The organism is Actinosynnema sp. CS-041913 (genome assembly GCF_050942485.1).
Taxonomy (GTDB): Bacteria; Actinomycetota; Actinomycetes; order Mycobacteriales; family Pseudonocardiaceae; genus Actinosynnema.
Genome location: NZ_CP192037.1, coordinates 698025 through 714166 on the forward strand (window position 1 = coordinate 698025; position 16142 = coordinate 714166).

General features: G+C 70.0%; 19 protein-coding genes and 1 pseudogene. 1 reads left to right on the top strand and 19 read right to left on the bottom strand.

From position 1 onward, the window contains the following. Positions 1 to 411: 411 nt before the first annotated feature. From ACQPZF_RS03455 to ACQPZF_RS03510, 12 genes and pseudogenes are all read right to left on the bottom strand, one after another. Positions 412 to 1425 (bottom strand): annotated as a pseudogene (locus ACQPZF_RS03455) (recombinase family protein); the annotation flags it as partial. Then, positions 1418 to 1870 carry a recombinase family protein gene (locus ACQPZF_RS03460; protein WP_433268139.1) on the bottom strand — a complete coding sequence of 151 codons (453 nt, stop codon included), beginning with the start codon at positions 1868 to 1870 and terminating at the stop codon, positions 1418 to 1420. The gene ACQPZF_RS03460 and the pseudogene ACQPZF_RS03455, both read right to left, overlap by 8 nt. Positions 1871 to 1997: 127 nt before the next feature. After that, entirely contained in the window at positions 1998 to 2162 is a 165-nt protein-coding gene (locus ACQPZF_RS03465; protein ID WP_433268141.1) for a hypothetical protein, read from the bottom strand. Between the two features lie 72 nt (positions 2163 to 2234). Next, the gene (locus tag ACQPZF_RS03470; RefSeq protein ID WP_433274418.1) at positions 2235 to 2948 is read right to left on the bottom strand and encodes a GP88 family protein; all 714 of its coding nucleotides are present in this window, start codon (positions 2946 to 2948) and stop codon (positions 2235 to 2237) included. Between the two features lie 51 nt (positions 2949 to 2999). Next, positions 3000 to 3413, bottom strand: a complete 414-nt coding sequence (locus ACQPZF_RS03475; RefSeq protein ID WP_433268143.1) for a hypothetical protein — start codon at positions 3411 to 3413, stop codon at positions 3000 to 3002. Then, positions 3410 to 4426 (bottom strand): GH25 family lysozyme, encoded by a 1017-nt coding sequence (locus ACQPZF_RS03480; RefSeq protein ID WP_433268145.1) that lies wholly within the window; start codon positions 4424 to 4426, stop codon positions 3410 to 3412. Before ACQPZF_RS03480 ends, ACQPZF_RS03475 begins: the two co-directional genes overlap by 4 nt. A 33-nt stretch (positions 4427 to 4459) precedes the next feature. Then, on the bottom strand, positions 4460 to 4810 hold the full coding sequence (locus ACQPZF_RS03485; protein WP_433268146.1) for a hypothetical protein: 351 nt from the start codon (positions 4808 to 4810) through the stop codon (positions 4460 to 4462). 7 nt (positions 4811 to 4817) lie between these two features. Next, positions 4818 to 7034 (bottom strand): hypothetical protein, encoded by a 2217-nt coding sequence (locus ACQPZF_RS03490; RefSeq protein WP_433268148.1) that lies wholly within the window; start codon positions 7032 to 7034, stop codon positions 4818 to 4820. Continuing rightward, positions 7021 to 7821, bottom strand: a complete 801-nt coding sequence (locus tag ACQPZF_RS03495) for a hypothetical protein (RefSeq protein ID WP_433268150.1) — start codon at positions 7819 to 7821, stop codon at positions 7021 to 7023. Before ACQPZF_RS03495 ends, ACQPZF_RS03490 begins: the two co-directional genes overlap by 14 nt. Before the next feature lie 6 nt (positions 7822 to 7827). After that, positions 7828 to 10605, bottom strand: a complete 2778-nt coding sequence (locus ACQPZF_RS03500; RefSeq protein ID WP_433268152.1) for a phage tail protein — start codon at positions 10603 to 10605, stop codon at positions 7828 to 7830. A gap of 144 nt (positions 10606 to 10749) precedes the next feature. Continuing rightward, entirely contained in the window at positions 10750 to 11025 is a 276-nt protein-coding gene (locus ACQPZF_RS03505; protein WP_433268154.1) for a hypothetical protein, read from the bottom strand. A gap of 122 nt (positions 11026 to 11147) precedes the next feature. Continuing rightward, entirely contained in the window at positions 11148 to 11429 is a 282-nt protein-coding gene (locus ACQPZF_RS03510; RefSeq protein WP_433268157.1) for a hypothetical protein, read from the bottom strand. 75 nt (positions 11430 to 11504) lie between these two features. Between ACQPZF_RS03510 and ACQPZF_RS03515 the strand changes: the two genes are divergently transcribed. Further along, positions 11505 to 12314, top strand: a complete 810-nt coding sequence (locus ACQPZF_RS03515) for a hypothetical protein (RefSeq protein ID WP_433268158.1) — start codon at positions 11505 to 11507, stop codon at positions 12312 to 12314. On the opposite strand, the gene ACQPZF_RS03520 is transcribed toward ACQPZF_RS03515, so the two are convergent. From ACQPZF_RS03520 to ACQPZF_RS03550, 7 genes are all read right to left on the bottom strand, one after another. Then, on the bottom strand, positions 12283 to 12909 hold the full coding sequence (locus ACQPZF_RS03520) for a hypothetical protein (RefSeq protein ID WP_433268160.1): 627 nt from the start codon (positions 12907 to 12909) through the stop codon (positions 12283 to 12285). The two genes, ACQPZF_RS03515 and ACQPZF_RS03520, sit on opposite strands and share 32 nt — an antisense overlap. A gap of 82 nt (positions 12910 to 12991) precedes the next feature. Then, a complete protein-coding gene (locus ACQPZF_RS03525; RefSeq protein WP_433268162.1) occupies positions 12992 to 13414 on the bottom strand; it encodes a hypothetical protein in 423 nt (140 codons plus the stop codon). Further along, entirely contained in the window at positions 13411 to 13728 is a 318-nt protein-coding gene (locus tag ACQPZF_RS03530) for a hypothetical protein (RefSeq protein WP_433268164.1), read from the bottom strand. Before ACQPZF_RS03530 ends, ACQPZF_RS03525 begins: the two co-directional genes overlap by 4 nt. A gap of 3 nt (positions 13729 to 13731) precedes the next feature. Further along, positions 13732 to 14061 carry a hypothetical protein gene (locus ACQPZF_RS03535; protein WP_433268166.1) on the bottom strand — a complete coding sequence of 110 codons (330 nt, stop codon included), beginning with the start codon at positions 14059 to 14061 and terminating at the stop codon, positions 13732 to 13734. Between the two features lie 37 nt (positions 14062 to 14098). Then, positions 14099 to 14455 (bottom strand): hypothetical protein, encoded by a 357-nt coding sequence (locus tag ACQPZF_RS03540; protein WP_433268168.1) that lies wholly within the window; start codon positions 14453 to 14455, stop codon positions 14099 to 14101. Between the two features lie 506 nt (positions 14456 to 14961). After that, positions 14962 to 15141, bottom strand: coding sequence for a hypothetical protein (locus tag ACQPZF_RS03545; RefSeq protein WP_433268170.1), 180 nt, complete (start codon positions 15139 to 15141; stop codon positions 14962 to 14964). Then, positions 15138 to 16133 (bottom strand): SU10 major capsid protein, encoded by a 996-nt coding sequence (locus tag ACQPZF_RS03550; protein WP_433268172.1) that lies wholly within the window; start codon positions 16131 to 16133, stop codon positions 15138 to 15140. The genes ACQPZF_RS03545 and ACQPZF_RS03550 overlap by 4 nt, the downstream gene beginning before the upstream one ends. Between the last annotated feature and the right edge of the window lie 9 nt (positions 16134 to 16142).

A 16142-nucleotide genomic window follows, 5' to 3' on the forward strand; every position in this document is an offset into this window, starting at 1 on the left:
GCCCGCGCGGAGTATTTCGGTGATGTGCTGGTTGACCTCGTCCAGTGTGGCCGCGTCGGGCATGGTGGGCTCGTTCTCCAGTTCTTCGAGGAGTTCGGCTTCCCGGTCGCGGAGTTGGCGTTGTTGGGTCCGGTACTTGAGCAGTCGGGCCTTGGCGTTGTCGTCGTCGGCGTCGAAGGTGTCGGCCTCGAAGGCGTCGAGGTAGCGGTCGATCTTCCCGGTGACCTGGGTCAGTTCGCTGCGCACGGCTTTGAGTTCGGCGGTGACGCTCTCGTGGCTGGAGTCGTAGACCTTCTTGGCCACCTCGACCGCGTCCCGGATGAGGGCGTGCTGGTTGCCGTAGAACGAGGCGACGGCGTCCAGTACCGCCTGGTCGAGGGCGTCGGCGTTGATGCGGTCCATGTCGCAGGCGTCCTTGCCGTACTTGAGCCGTTTGTTGCACGTGTAGTAGCGGTAGGTCTTGGTCTTGCCGGTGGCCCTGGTGCCCAGCATGGCGGTGCCGCATTTCGGGCAGGGCAGGCGGCCGGTGGCGATGTAGTCCGAGCCGCCGGCGGCTCGGTTGGCGTGGTTGTCGCCGCGCTCGTCCATGATCCGCTGGGCTTCCTCGAACTGTTTCGGGTCGATGATCCCCGGATGTGCGTTGGTGGCGACGACGCCCCGGAAGTGGATCTCTCCGAGGTAGACGCGGTTCTCCAGGATGGTCAGGATGCGCTTGAACGCCCACAGCCCGCCCTTGCGTGTGCGGTACCCGCGTTCGTTCAGCTCGTGGGCGATGGACTGGGAGCCGAGCCGGTCCTTGGTGTAGAGGTCGAAGATCAACCGGATGATCGTGGCCTCTGCCTCGTTGATGTAGAGCTTGTCGGTTTCCTTGTCCTTGTTGTAGCCGGGTGGGGTGTAGCCGCCCTTCCACTGTCCGCGTTCGGCTTTGCGTTCCATCCCGGCGGTGACGCGGTCCACGATCATGTCCCGCTCGAATTGGGCGAACATCGCGAGGATCTGGACCATCATGCGGCCCATCGGGGTGGAGGTGTCGAACGGCTCGGTGGCCGACCGGAACACAACGCCCGTCTTCTCCAGTTCGCCGAGCAGGGTCACCGTGTCGCGCAGGTTCCGGGAGAACCGGTCGACCCGGTAGACCAGTAGCACGTCGATCAGCCCGGACCTGGCCCAGTGCATCGCCTTCTTCAAGCCGGGCCGGTTGGTGTCCTTGCCGGACGCGTCGTCGTAGAACTTCTTGACGATCTTCCAGCCCGGCTGCGAGGCGACATAGGCTTCCTGGCGGACGTCCTGGGCTTCGATGGTGAAGGGCTGGTTCTCGTCGTCGGTGCTGCGCCGCAGGTACACACCCACGCGCACGGTGTCCAGGTCGAGGTCTTCCAGTGACGCGGCCTTGCGGACCTTCGCGGCCGTGGATCGTCTACCCACGGTCGCCTCCCCGCAGCGTCGCCTCGTCGTTCTTCTGTCGGGCCTTCGCCTCCCGTTCCCACTGGACGAGGCTTTCCATGAAGGTGAGCATCATCCGGCCCATCGGGGTGGCGGTGTCGAACGGTTCGCTGACCGATCGGACGGCCACGCCCGCCTGGTCCAACTCGCAGAGCAGACGCACGAGCACGGGGAAGACGGGGGACAGGTCGCTGGTGTGGTCCACCAGCAGCACGTCGATCCGTCCGGCTCCGGCCGACCTCATGGCATTCCGCAGGCCGGGCCGGTCGGCGCGCCTACCGGAGTCGTTGTCGGTGAACTTCTGGACGATCTTCCAGTGCGGCTGTGAGGTGACGAAGAGGTCCAGGCGGGCCTGGTCGGTGCGGACCCGCCGGTACACGCCCACGCGCACGGCGTCCGGAACATGTCCACCGCTCTTTTCCGGCATGACGTTTTCCATCGGGAATGTCCCCCCTGAATCGCTGGAATGGGATCGGAAACACGCGGAATCCGGCAAGGCTCTGCCCTGACCGGAAATGGGATGTTGCATGGCTTCAAATTACCATTTCCGGCCTTTATTGGGCAGTGGTGCCTTTTCCGGCTTCACGACGCATTTCATTCCAGGTGTTGATAAGCGTGGCGAGATTGTTCACGCAGGCGTCGCGGTCGTCGTCGGCAAGCGGTTCGGTCTCGATGTGCTCGACGGTCCAGGCGACGGTGTGCGGTTCGGCCGCGCTCACGGTCGTTCCCCCGAGGTGTCGGGCCGGGAGCCCCCACCTGCCGGGTGGGGGCTCCCGGCGGGTGGGCGTGGGTCAGCGGTGGTTGGTGGTGCGCGAGACGGTGCGGGTGCGGGCGGTCTGGGCCGCTTGCCACTCGCGGAACGTGCGTGCGCCGATCCTGCGTTGCAGGTGCGGGATGTTGTTCTGCGCCATGCCGACCGGGTTGGGTCCGAGGACGGCGTCCAGGTCGGTGTCGGCGTTGGTGTTCCATCCCGCCTCGGCGATGGCCGTTTCCGTCGGGAACACGTCGGCGACCCGGTCACGGGTCGGGTCGAGCAGGTGGTCCTGCTTGCCGCCGTAGCTGTAGACCCAACGGAAGTTGGCGGGCGGGTCCGGTTCGACCAGCCTGCGGAATCTGTCGACCTCCTTGGTGTACGAGTAGAAGAGGACATCGGGGACGGCGCGGGCGATGCGCAGCCAGGCGAGGGTGTAGGAGTCGCTGAAGTAGTCGCCCGAGTCGTGCACGCGCAGCGCCACGCCGCCCCGGAATCTCGGGTGTGCCAGCTCGGCGAGGATGTCGGCTTCCCACTGGGGCAGGTCGTCCAGGATGCGCGCGAGGTTGCGTTCGTGCTTGGCCTTGACCTGCGGGAACCGGTAGGTGCCGTGCCGTGCGTAACAGACCGCCGCGCACACCCCGGCGGCCGGACAAGTGTTGTAGGTGCGGCCGTCCGGGAGGCGTCCGGCCCAGGCGGGCAGGCTGAAGTTGTGGATGTTGAACCGGCGCAGGCCCGAGTTCTGGGTGATCAGCCGTTCGGGCCTGCGCCGGGCAGTGGTGGACGTGGCGGAGTGCTCCTCGGGTCAGTCGGTGTGGGAGGTGGTCAAGGGGTGGCCGTCGGCGTCGCGCGGGTCGACCAGCGGGGTGACCTTGTGTTCGGTGCTGACGACGACACCGAAGGTGCCGAGCAGGACGAGGACGGCGGTGATCAGGCCGGTGATGCTGTCGCCTTGGCCGGGGGTGAGCAGGCCGGAGCCGACCAGGCCGGTGACCAGGGCGGTGAGTCCGCCGACGAGGGAGCCCGCGACGCGTAGCGGGCGGGGGCGGGGATCGGGCACGAAGGGTTCCTCCTGGACGAAGTTGGGGTGGTTGCCCTCGTGCCGCTCCAGCCAGCGGACGAAGCGGTAGGAGGCTTTGCCGAGTAGCCAGAGCAGCAGGGCGAGGGAGAGCACGAGCGAGCCGCCGGGTTCGAGCCCGGCGGCTGGCTCGTGGGTCATGGGCGGGTCAGCCAGTCGCCGGCGCGGATGTAGTCCGGGTTGGCGATGCCGTTGCGCGCGGCGATGGCCGCGACGGTGGTTCCCCAGCGCACGGCCAGCGCCGAGAGGGTGTCGCCGGGCGCAATCTGGTAGCGCTCGCCGCCGCCGTCCCCGCCGCTGCCGGGCACCTGGATGGTGGTGCCCGCGTAGATGAGGTTCGGGTTGGCGATGCCGTTGCGGGAGGCCAGTTCGCCCACGGTGGTGCCGGTGCGCGCCGCGATGCCGGACAGCGTGTCGCCGGGCGCGATGACGTAGGCCACCCAGCCCGAGGGCGCCGGGGACGGCGCGGGCTGTGGTGCCGGGGCCGGGCCGGGTGCGCCGTCCAGGACGAACGAGCCCACGCCCCAGCCGCCCACGGTCGCGTTGCGGTCCACATAGCCACCGAAGCCGGGGACGATGCCTTCCTGGGTGTGCTGGTGGATCGCCAGGCGGGGGTGTGCGTAGTCGACGTTGCCGGGGTCGCCGTTGTACTGGGCGCACCACAGGATCACGCCGTCGTCGGCCCACTCGTCCGGGCGCAGCCGCCGGGTGAACCAGTACTGGTTGGCGTACACCAGCAGCTCGCGCCGTCCAGAGCGGGCACGGTACTCGCGGATGAATTCGGCGACGAACCCGTTGGGGTCGCCTGTGAAGGCCGGGGCCTCCATGTCGAGCATCGGCCACAGCGAGCCGGAGCCGAGCAGGCCGCGCGCGTCGAGGTGGTTGACGAAGTGCTGCGCCTGGCCGCCGATGTCGCCGGGGTGTGCGTAGTGGTAGCCGCCGGTGGCGATGCCGACGCCGCGTGCGCCGTCGACCTGGGCGGAGGCGTGCGGGTTGACGTAGCCGTTGGCTTCGGTGACCTTCACCGAGCAGTAGGAGATGTTGTTGCCCCGCACGGCGTTCCAGTCGATCGCGGAGCCCTGCCAGGAGCTGATGTCGATGCCGTAGTCCACGTGGTCCTTCCGGTTGTCGGGCATGGCGAAGCGGCCGGGCACCGGGGGTGGTGTCGGCTCGCGGGTCGGGTGGGGTCAGGCGGGTGGGGTGGGGTTGCCGCGTCGTGCGGCGGCGGCTGCGTCCTCGGCGGCGCGGCGGCGGTCGCGTTCGGCGTCCAGCTCGGTTTCGAGGCCGGACAGGCGGCGTTCCAACTTGGTGATGCGGGTGCGCAGGGCGGCCAGTTCGGCGGCGTGGGCGGTGCGCAGTGCGGTGACCTCGGCGGCGTGCGCGGTCTCGCGGGCGGCCAGTGCCGCCAGGTATTCGGCGCGGTCGCTGCGGTTGGCGGTCATGAGTCGGTGGTTGGCCGACAGCAGGTAGCCGATGATCACCACCAGTGCGCCGGCCACGCCGAAGTTGGGCAGGAACGACAGGTCCAGGAGGTCCACCTCCTGGTCAGGGGACGCGGACGCCTTCGCGTGCCAGCAGGGTGCGGGCGTCGGGGTCGACGGGCGGGTCGGGGGTCAGGCCGGTGTCGGTGGGTGGTGTGGGGCTGGTGGTGGCGCGCAGGGTGAGGATCTGGCGGACGCGGCCGTCGTGGTCTCCGTTGGTGCGGATGCCGACGACCCAGGCGGGGGTGGACAGGTCCGCGCCGACGGTGTCGACGACGCGGACGAGGTCGCCGAGTTGGATGCGCGGGTCGGGCAGGATCTCGACGTCGCCGAGCAGCGGCAGTGGTGCGGAGGCCATGTCGAGCAGGTAGGTGGCGATGCGTGCGGCGGTGTCCCATTGCTGTATCCAGGGTGTGGCCGGGACTTGGTAGACCTGTGCGCCGTAGCGGGTGCGGCTGGTGTCGGTGTAGCGGCGCAGGGACAGCCGGGTGGGGCTGTCGGTGGCCAACCGTGGTGCGTAGATCGACAGTGACGAGGTGCCGTTGGTGGTGACCATGTACGCGGTGCTCGTGGACAGGTTGCGGAAGGTCAGGCGCAGGGTCGTGCCGTCGCGTTCGGTGGTGGACTCGATCGCGCCGAGCAGGGCGAAGGTCCCGGCGGTGCTGGTGGCGAACCGGACGCGGCTGGTGCCGGTGGGCAGGTTGTTGGCGTAGAGCACCGGGGGCGGGCTGTCGTACTCGGACAGGTCGTAGTCGAACGTCAGCGACAGCGACTGCCCTGCCGGGATGGACCGCACGGTGCCGGTGTCGGTGAACCGCTCGGTGGTGGCTCCCAGGCGGTAGAGCGTGTAGGGGACGTCCACGACGTTGCGCACACTGTCGATGGCCTCGGACACGCGCAGGGTGGCGATGTCGCGGGCGCTGGTGACGGTGAGCGCGGGTGTGCCGGGGTTGCGGAACCGGAAGTTGGGGCGGTAGCGGAAGATGCCGTGTGCGTCGAACTCGGCGGTGGCCTGTTCGGCGTGGGTGATGGCGGTGATGACCTCCCAGGCGCTGCCCTGGGTGGGTGGGATCGCGGTCAGTTGCGAGGTGAGGCCCTGCACGACCGCGCCACGGGTCCAGGCGGGTTCGAACTCCGCGCGGGTCGTCGCGGCCTGGCGCATGGTGACCTGGACTGCTTCGGTGGCCAGTCCGGTGGTGAGTTCGACGTGGTGGAGTTGGGCGGAGGTCAGGGCGGACAGTGCGCCGAGGTCGCGTTCGCGGTAGCCGCCGGGGATGCCGGGGCCGGTGACGTGGTAGCGGGCCACCGGGGTGGTGCCCGACCAGGTCCAGTGCACCCCGAGGTGGTAGCTGCCCTTGGTACGCAGTCCGACGCCGTTGTCGGTGCGGGACGTGGTGGTGCTGCCGGTGGTGCCCACGGTGACCGTGTCGGCCGCGAAGTCGAACACGGAGTACAACGTGTCGACGGCGCTGTCGGCTTGGAACACCAGCGCCAGCCGCACCTGGTTGCCGGCCGAGGAGGCCACGATCGGGTTCTGCGCCCACGCCTCGGTGAGCAGGCCGCGTCCGCCGACGGTGGTGCGGGTGCGCGGCTCCCACCGGGTCACGGCGGGCTGGTTGTAGGCCTCCAGCGCCATCGACCAGGGGACGTCGCTGCTGCGGTAGGAGGTGGCGGTGACGACGTGGCTGCGGTAGAAGCCGATGTCGGGCACGAGGCCGCCGTGCAGCGAGGCGTACAGGGTGCAGTCGGGGCGTGGTGGCGGCGCGGTGTGGATACCCGCCTCGCGCAGCAGGTGGTCCACGATCCACGTGCCGGAGGCGATCACGCCATGGTTGCCGGACACGACCACGGGCAGCCGGGCGGCGTCGCGCAGCCGCTCGGCACCGTCCAACGCGGACAGTTCGACACGTCCGGTGCCGCTGTCGGCGGACCGGTCGCGCACCGTGCCCCGGAACGCCGGCAGCGCATCCCCGCCCACGCCCCAGCCGTGCACGGCCGACTGGCCGGGCCGGACGATGTCGGCGGTGGCGTGCGGCGCGTAGGGGCCGTAGAGCTGGGCGGCCGTGGCGGTGTCGGTCCCGGACAGGGTCAGCTGTAGCTCGGTCGCCGCGCTGCCGTTGGTGGCGCGCATCGGTGCGGGCAGGTCGGAGTCGTAGGCCCGGTCCACCGACCACGCGGTGATCTGGTCGGTGAGGTCGCGCCCGCCGAGGCGGGTCAGGGTGGTGTGGACGCGTTCGGCCTCGCCGAGCGCGGCGGTGAGGTCGGGGTCAGCTTCGAGCATGGCGCACCTCCACCAGGGTCAGCGTCATGTCCCTGTGGGCGAGACGGGGCCGGTCGGTGTAGCCGGTGACGGCCATGGCCGGGCAGCCGTCGCCGAGCGGGACCGGTTCGCCGACCGCGACCGGGCCACCCAGGCGCAGCAGCGCCCCGCCGACCGGGGTCGGGACGGACAGGGCGGGCAGGCGGACCTTGGGGAAGACGAACACCGCCCCCGGAGGTGGCAGCACGGACAACAGGGGCGCGGTGGGGCCTGCCGACTCGATGAGCGTTCCGTCGCGGTCGTAGAACTCCAACTCGCACGCCGCCCCATTTCCCTGCGCCAGTGCGGTAGTGAAGGACACGACCACGCCGGGCACGACGGGCCAGCCCACCCAGTGCGTGTGTCCGTAGTGCAGCCGGCTGGTGTCCTGGGTACCGGTCACGGTCAGCGTGCCGTCCGGCTGCTCGGCGAGAATGCCGAACCCGACCAGGGACACCCCGGTCGTTGGTGCGATCCCCAAGGACTGGTTGGGCTCCACCAGGTTGTCGCTGGCGGGGTCGAGCACCGCGAGCGGTCTCGGCCCGTGGACGCGGCGCGCCAGGGCTTCCAGCCACCGCGCGTCCTCGGGGCGCAGGTTGGTCCAGGACAGCGACATCCGGCGGGGTGGGGTGGCCAGTCGGGTGACGGTCACCCCACCCGACAGAGAGGCGAACTCCTGCACGCCCAACGAGACCGACCGGTCGAACTCCGTTGCGGCATCCCGGATTTCCCGCAACCGACCGGGTGGTCCGATCCACAGCGATCCCATGGGCGGTCACCTCCGGGCGAGGATGCGTTGGCCTTCGGCGGTGGCGCGGGCGATCTCGGTGGCACCGACCTGCACCACGACCGGCCGGGCGGCCAGCTCGCGCACCGCGTCCACGAACGCGGTCAGGTCCGCCTCGGACGGCGTCTCAGCGGCCACCGGCCGGATCTGGTGCGGCACAGCGGCTGCACCGCCGCCGACGTCAGGGGCTTGGACGGCCAGCGGGATACGGCGGGTGAGGCCGGTGAGGTAGTCGCGCACGGCGGATTCTTCGGACTCCAGCCCGGCGCGGAAGCCCTGCATGACCAGCACACCGGAGCGGCGCAGCAGCACGCGGTCCCGTTCGGGCGGGCCTTTCCAGTCGGGCAGCAGGTTCGTGAGCTGTTTGAGCTTGTCCTTCACCGAGTTGATCATCGATTCGATGCCGCGCAGCAGGCCCCGGATCAGGTTCTTTCCGGCTTCGACCAGCAGCGAGCCGAGGTCGCCGAGCGCGCCGAGCAGCCGCGAGGGGAGGCCCGCGACGAACGAGACCAGGCCGCCCGTGGCGAGGTCGACGCCGGACTTGATCGCCTGCCAGGCTCCCGAGACGATGTCCCGCACGCCCGACCAGGCCCGTGACCAGTCGCCGGTGATCACGCCCATGACCAGGTCGAGGATGCCTTGCAGGAACGTGAGCGCTCCCGAGACGGTGTCCACGATGCGCTGGAACACGGGTCCGACGACGTTGTCAATCAAGAACCGCAGGACCGGGACGAGCTTCGAGGTGATCTCGGCCGCGACGCCCGCGATCATGGCCGTCCAGGTCGCGAGCACCCCGGTGGCCTGCACGATCACCGGCACCAGGAGCGCGACGAGCTGGAGCACCGAGGGCAGCAGCTCCGAGACGAGCTGGAGCAGCACGGGCGTCAGCGGGAGCAGACCCTCGGTCGTGATCCGCAACAGACCCTCGACGAGCGGCGGCAACAGCGGCAGCAGCCCGGTCAGCCCGACAGCCAGCGTCTCGCCGAGCAACTGTCCAATCTGGACAAGAGTCGGTGTGGCGGCGGCCAGGCCGACCGACAGGACCTCGGCCAGCCGCTGGACCGTCGAGACGATCACGGGGAGCACGGGCAGCGCCGCCGTGAGCCCGGCGAGCAGGACTTGAACCCAGACATCGGCGAGCTGGCCGACCAGCGGCAGGACCGCCGACAGGGCGGTCAGCAGCGCTCTGCCGATCTGCACCGCGATGGGCGTCAGAACGCGCAGGAGGTTCGCCAGCGCCGGGGCGGCGATGTTGACCGCCTGCACGAGCAGCCCGCCGAGCTGGACGATCAGCGGCGCGGCGGCACGGGCCAGGCCGATCAGTGCCGGGGCCAGCTCGCGGACGCCGTCCGCCAGCGCCCCGCCGACCAGTTCGCCGACGACCGCCGACACGGCCGGTGCCAGCTCAGCCGCGACCCCGGCCAGCACCTGGAGCGCCGGGACGAGCAGGGAGGCCAGCGCCTGGGCCGCGACCCCGGCCAGCGGGGCGAGAGCGGCCAGAACACGGCCCGCCGGTTCGATCCCGGCCACCAGCACGGCCAGGCCCTGCGCGACCATCGGCCCGAGCTGGGCGACGGCGGGCGCGAGGACCGAGGCCGCCACCCGTGCGACTTCGGCCAGCAGCGGCAGCAGCGCCGAGGCGACCGCGCCCAAGCCGCCGAAGATCTGTTGCAGGGCAAGGGTTCCCTCCGCGCTGCGGAGGAAGGTGAGCATGGAGCCGGTGACCGCGTTGAGGGTCTGGAGCAGACCCGCGCCCTGGGTGGTGGCGGCCGACAGGACCGTGAACACGATCCGCACGACGTTGCCCAGGATGGTGGCCAGGTCGCCCAACGCGGAGAGGCCGGCGGACAGCCACTCGCGTAGCTGCCCGGTCTCGCGGGCGGTCGCGATGAACTGCGCGAACCGCTCGGTGCTCTCCCCGAGCCCGGAGGCGAAGCCGGGCAGGAACTCCGAGCCCACGGCCGCGATGTCGCGGATGGCGCGCAGCAGCGGCGCCACACCGCCCGCCAAGGCGCGGACGGACTGCCCGGTGTTGTCCAGGATCAGCCGGACGTCATCGACCGTGCGCGCCTCACCCGCGAACCCCGCCGCCTGCCGGGCGGCCTGGTTGTAGCCCTGCGCGATGCCGACCAGGCCGTCACGCAGCACCGGCAGGTAGCGGTCCCCCAGCCGGGAGACCTCGACGCCGAGTCCGGCGAACAGCCGGGTCTGCACGTCGAGCTTGAGCCCATCGAGCTGAGGGCGCAGTGCGCGGACGGCGTCGGTGGTCTCCCGCATCGCGGGCGGGAAGTCCTTGACCGCCTTGGCGTACTCGGCTGGTGTCTCGGCGGTCAGGGCGTCGTTGAGCCCGTCGACGCCGAGCTTGAGCGCGCCTACGGCGGCGGCCGTGGCGATGGCCACCGCGGGGACGATGAGCAGTGACCCGGCGGCGGTCCCGGCTGCCGCGCCGAGCCCGCCCATCAGTCCGAGGGCCTGGGCGATGCCACCGGCCAGTGCGGCGTATTTCAGGGTGGCCGCGCCCACGGTGGCGGTGTGGGCGGTGATGTTGCCGGTCAGGCGGGTGACGCTGTTGTCGAGCTGCGCCAGGCCGCGCACGGACGCGCCCACGCTGCGGTCCAGCGCGGCGCGGATGGTGACGCTGTGCCCGGACAGGCGGCGCTTGAGGTCGGCGAACTCGTCACGGGCCGGGGCGGTGTCGAGTTCGGCGAGCAGCCGCAGGGCGGTCCGGTCGCCCGCGCGGGCGAGTTCGGCGAGTTGGGCGCGCACCAGCGCGGTCTGGATCTGCGCGCCCAGACTGATGTCGGGCGCTCCGCGTTCGGCCTGGTTGATCTGCTCTCGGAGGTGACGTCCGAGCCCTTGCAGGCTGGGCAGGACTTTGAGGTAGGCGTGGCCGACGGTTGCCAGGAGCGCTCACACTCCCCGCATCCACAGCGCGATCTCGCGCAGTGACCGGACTTCCGGTTCGGGCTCACCCCCTGCCGGTGCGGGCGGGGCGGCGTCGCCGAGGTCCAGCGGGGCGGTCACGTCGGCGTCGGACACCTTCGTGCCCAGGGCGGTGGCGACGGTCGCCCACAGCAGCGTGACCCGTCGCTCCAGCGCGGCGAGCAGGACTTCGGGCCGGGTCCACCCGGCATCGGGCGAAGCCGCGCGCCACACGGCGGCGTCGTCGGAAAGGTGTGCGACCACGGCGCACACCCGCCGGAACGACAACGTGCCCCGGTAGAGGTCCAGCAGGTCCAGTCCGTAGCGCAGGAGGTCGGCTTCGAGCGCGGTCGCGGTGGTGTCGTCCGCCAGCAGGCGGGCGACGATCAGGGGTTTCCCCGCCCCAGCTCCCGCATGATCGTCTGGGAGAAGTGCTCCGCGTCGGCGGCGGTCCGGGCGAGTTCGCGCCAGGTCGTGTACTGCTGCTCGCCGAGGATCAGCCGCAGCGACAACAGGACCTTGCCCTCCTCCTCGGCCTCGATCGCGGCCAACGGGAACTCCGAGGCGGACGGGAGGGTGAAGCGCTTGCCGCGCCACATCACCGCGTGCTCGCTGCGCGCGGGTGCGGGCGGGCGGTTGGTGGCCTCGCGGCGCTGGGATCGACTCACTCTATGAACCTCCATGTGTCCGTTTCGCAACCAGCAGCGGCCGACGTGGGAACGTCGATAGGGGATACTGTTGCCGTGAGGAAGCGCAGTCATGGGCTAATTGGCGAAATTCAGCAAGGCGCACTGGACAATTCTGTCTCGGTTACGACCTTGCTGCGCAAGTGTCTGGCCTTGGGAGGTCAGGCGCAGTCGCGCGCTTTGATGGATTGGGCACAGAAGGAGCTGAACGGTTACTGGGACGATGACGAAGTCGTGCCTCAGTATCGCCGGATTACTGCGGTCATCGCTGCCGATATAGCCATGATTCACGGCGTTGTCGAGGGTCAGCAGATCAGCGCCTTGGATTTGCCGGAAGTCGCCCACGATACGATCGGTGATGAAGTCCGCCTCGGTCACGGGATTGCCGAAATCGAAGATCTGGCCAATCGTGGTGAGACCACCTTGTTGTCGCTTCCCGGTTCCAGCGAGCTTATGAGGCTGATGAACTATGGGCGGCGTGGCTCGGGAGGGCAGTTCGTCCGACTGTACTGGATGGCGTCCGACTCGGCTTTCCGTGGCGTGGTCGAACGTATTCGGAACCTGCTCGTGCAGATGGTCGCCGAGATGATGGCCGAAATGAACGACGACGACGAGGTGCCGACCAAGACGACCGCAGACCAGGCTGTCCATGTCGTGATCAAGGGTGGTCGACGCAATACGATCACACTGGTGAACAGTCAGGCTGCCGAGGGCGGAACCAGCACGGTAACCCCGTCGGACGGCCCGGCGAAGCCCGATGGGTTTTGGCAACGGTTGCGGCGGCGCGGCGTTGTGGTCGTACTGTCGACCGTCGCCGCCGCAGTGCTGGCGGCGGTCACTTGGCTTGAGTGGAAGCCGTGGGAGTAGCACCTCCGGTCGGTGCCGGTAGCACAGCGGGGTCGTCGGTGAGCCACACGGCCAACGTGGTGCCGGTGGCGGGGGCGAGTGCGGCGAAGCTGATGCCCCAGCGGGCTTCCTGGGTGCGGGTCCATTGGGCGTCCTGGGTTTCGGAGACCTCGGCGCGCGGGACGTAGAGCCGGTGGTGGTAGATCTCGGTGGCCGAGATCTGGTCGACCCAGTCCACGCACAGGGCGCGTTCGTCGCCGCGCGGGACGCTGCTGATCTCGGCGCGGTAGCGCTTCGACCCGGCGGAGGTCTCGGTGAACACCATCCCGCCGAAGTAGGCGGACAGCACCGCGCCCTTGGTCTCCTGGAAGACGCTGGAGACGCCGAACTCCTGGCTGGTGTAGATGAACCGCGCGGGGGTGATCTGTTGCCAGTGCGTGGTGCCCTGCTTCTCCACCGCACGGCGAATGGTCACCCCGTCCTCGGTGGACAGGCCCAGGCCGCTCCACGCGGCCGGGAGCGGGGTTGTCGGGTCGGGTGGTTCGGGTGTGCCCGGCGGTGCGAGCGAGAGTTCCCCGGTGCCGGGGACGCGGACGAGGGTGGGACTCGGGGCCAAGCGGACGACCTCCAGAAGGGCACGGGAGGCCGTTCTCCTGGTGGTGCCGGGAGGCGGGCAGCCTCCCGAGACGGGTACGGGTTCAGCGGGTGGTGGTGCGGGCGCGCACCACGGCGGTGGCGGTGGCAAGGGGTCGGTCGGTGTGCGGGTCGAGTCCGCCCAGTGGACCGGTGACGGGTTCGCCGCCGGTCAGGCCGGGTGCCGGTCGTGGAACGCACAGCAGCGCCAATGCCACGGCGACGGCGGCCTTGGCGGCGTGTTCGGTGCGGTGCCAGCAGGTCAGCCGGATCACCACGCGCTGGAGGGCGGGCCAGGCCCAGGTGTGGCCGTCCTCGGCGACCAGCAGCCACGGCAACGACGGCGGACCGCCGTCCACGCTGTCACCGACCTGGGTGGAGACCTTGATGCCCGCGAGCACGGGTTCGGGGCGGGCGGCGAGCTGGGCGCGCAGCGCGCGGACCACCAGCTCGGCCACGTCGACCGGCACCGGCAGCGGACCGGTCACGACTCCTCGCCCGCGTCCAGGCCGGTGACCTCCAGCCCGGCGGCCTCGGCCGCGCGCTTGAGCAGCCCGTAGCGGGCTTCCATACCGATCCCGGCGGGGTGGCGCACCGCCACGGTGAACCCGGTCCGGTCGTGGTTGGGGTCGGCGAACACCTCCACCGGCAGCGGTTCGCCCGAGGTGACGCGGTGACCGGCGCCGCGCGCGGTCGCGCCGACCTGCTCGGCCGCGGCCTGCACCGCGTCCCGGAAACCGGAGGAGTTCAGCAGCTCGCGCACGCCGTCCCGGTCGACGCGGAAGCCCTCGAACGCGTCCACGGTTCAGCCCTGCACGTGCTTGAGGCGGGTCTCGTAGGACACGAGACCGAAGCGGGGCTCGAACCGGTCGGGTTCGCCGTCGACTTCGAGCACCAGGCCGCGCCACTCGATGCGTTGGCGGGCGGTGACGGGCTCGATGCTGAACAGCCGCCACGCGGTCACCACCGGACGGCGGCCGGGTTCGGCGGCCTCGCTCGACCCGGCGGATTGCAGGTTGCCCCACATCACCCGGCGGGCGGCGTCGGGGCCGTAGTCCAGCTCCGGGGTGGGGTTGCCGTAGGCGTCGGTGACCGGGTTCGGGGTGACGATCAGGAAGCGGTGCGGCAGTTGCATGGGCAGCTCCGGTGTGGCGTGGTGGGACACGCGGGGGTCAGGTCCAGATGGAGAACGCGCCGCGCGGCGCGGCCGGGGGCGGACGCAACAGGTCCAACTCGTCGTCGGTGAGGTAGAGCCCGCCGCCCTCGTGCGCCGCGACCCGTGAGTGGGAGCCCACGCTCTCGGACTTGTTGCCGTCCGGTGGGGAGGCCAATGCGCGCAGCACAGCCGTGGCGATCACACCGGGCGCGGTCGCGGGCGGCGGGTCGGACAGCTCCGGGACGCGGGCGCGGATGACCGCCGAGGCGTCACCGATCAGCACCGCCGCGCGGGCCTGCTGCTCGACGGTCAGCTGTACCTCGGTACGGGCCTGGACATCGGCGACGGTGGCCAGCGCTATCGGGATCGTCACGAGGCGACTTCCGGTATTGGTTGGTGAAGCCTGCGCTTGGTACGGTGGCTACGGAGCGAAGACCCAGGAGGTTTGCGCCCCAGTGGCCCAGGAGGCCAACCAGCCAGACAAAGCGGCGATGCCCAGGCGGCTGACCTGCTTCACCAAGCAATCCCGGTGCGAAACTCTTCGCGGTCTGCCCGAGCCTGACCGTGAAGCCTGATCTCGGGATCGTATGGAGCGTGAGCCCAGGCGGCTCACCACTGGCACGCAACCGTTCACGTGCGGCAAGACCGCCGAAGGCAGTTCAGCGAGGCCGGGCCGTTGAACTCGACGCTTCGGGAGATGCTTTGCTCGCACTACTTTCTGACCCGCTGGCGCTCATTGCGATCCTTGCGGCCGTCTGCTTCATAGCAACGATGTTGACCTGCGTGTATATCGTGCGCAGAACCAAGCGAACTGATGGGATTCTGCACTTGGCAGAGTTGGTGCGTGCGTTGCGCAGCCGCAAGCCATGACCGTGCCGGTCAACTCACTCCGTTGTCCTTCGGCGGACGTCCGCCTGCTGCGCGCACGCCCAGCTCGGCAGGCAGCCCGCGCAGGGCCTCGATGGTGGTCTTGTCGGTCACCTCGGCCTCGCCGTCCACGAAGGTCACGCCCAGGTCGTGGATGACGAGCTGCTGGTAGCGGGTGCTGGTGAACTTCACGCACCACCCCCGGTCGGGCCGGTGGTCAGGCCGGTGATCTTGCCGTGCGCGATCTCCGGCCCGTACTCCAGGCTGATCTCGCCGTAGATCTGCGCCCGGTCGCTGGAGCCGGTCTTCGCCAGCGGTTCGGAGAACAGGAACCCTTGTCCTGGCTTTTCCATCAGCACCGGGGCGCACTGGTCGAGGCTGACCACCTGAACCGTGTCGGTGGGCATGTACCGGTTGAGCATGATTGACAACCGGCCGAAGTCGGTCTCGATCGTGGTCACCGCCACGCCACCGACGTTGCGGGTCTCCTCGCGGTAGTTCTTCCTGGTGACGAACTCGTCGGTCAGGCGGCGCTTCTGCCACGCGTTGCACATCAGCGTGGCCGTCTCGGACACCTGGATGCCGCCGTTCTCCCAGACCTTCTGCAACAGGTCGATCACCATCGCCTCGGTCAAGGGCTGCGGGGTGGCGTTGGCGATCACGTTGGTGCGGGTGGCCTCCAGGATGCCGCGCGTCTTGCGCACCGTGGAGTTGTCGGTGGGCTCCTGGTAGCGGCCGACCAGGAACGTCAACTCGACGTCGCGGGCGATCTGCACCAGCGCCTGGCGGGTCTGCCAGTCCATCTCGTTCGGCACGGCGTTGGTGCCGCCGATGGCGGCGGCGTTGGGGTTGGCCGCGCCGGTCCCGGCGAACATGTTCTGCGTCGATTGCCGGGTGTAGGTCACGCCCACCGTCTCCTGGTGAATCTCCAGGACGTTGCGGTCCTGACCTCTCACGCGGGTTTCGGCGGGCGGCGCGTCCTGGCCTTCGAGGCGCTGGCGGTTGGGGTCCGGCGGGCGCAGGTCGTACACCGTCCAGGTGTGGACCACGGCGTTCGCCCGCCGACCGCCGGTCAGACCGCCGATCGCGGACAGGAACGGCGTGTCCGTCGGAGTCAGGGCGAACAGTTCGCCGACGAAGTTCGGGGAGTTGTAGGTGTTGGCGATAGCGGCGATACCGGGCAAGGATTCTCC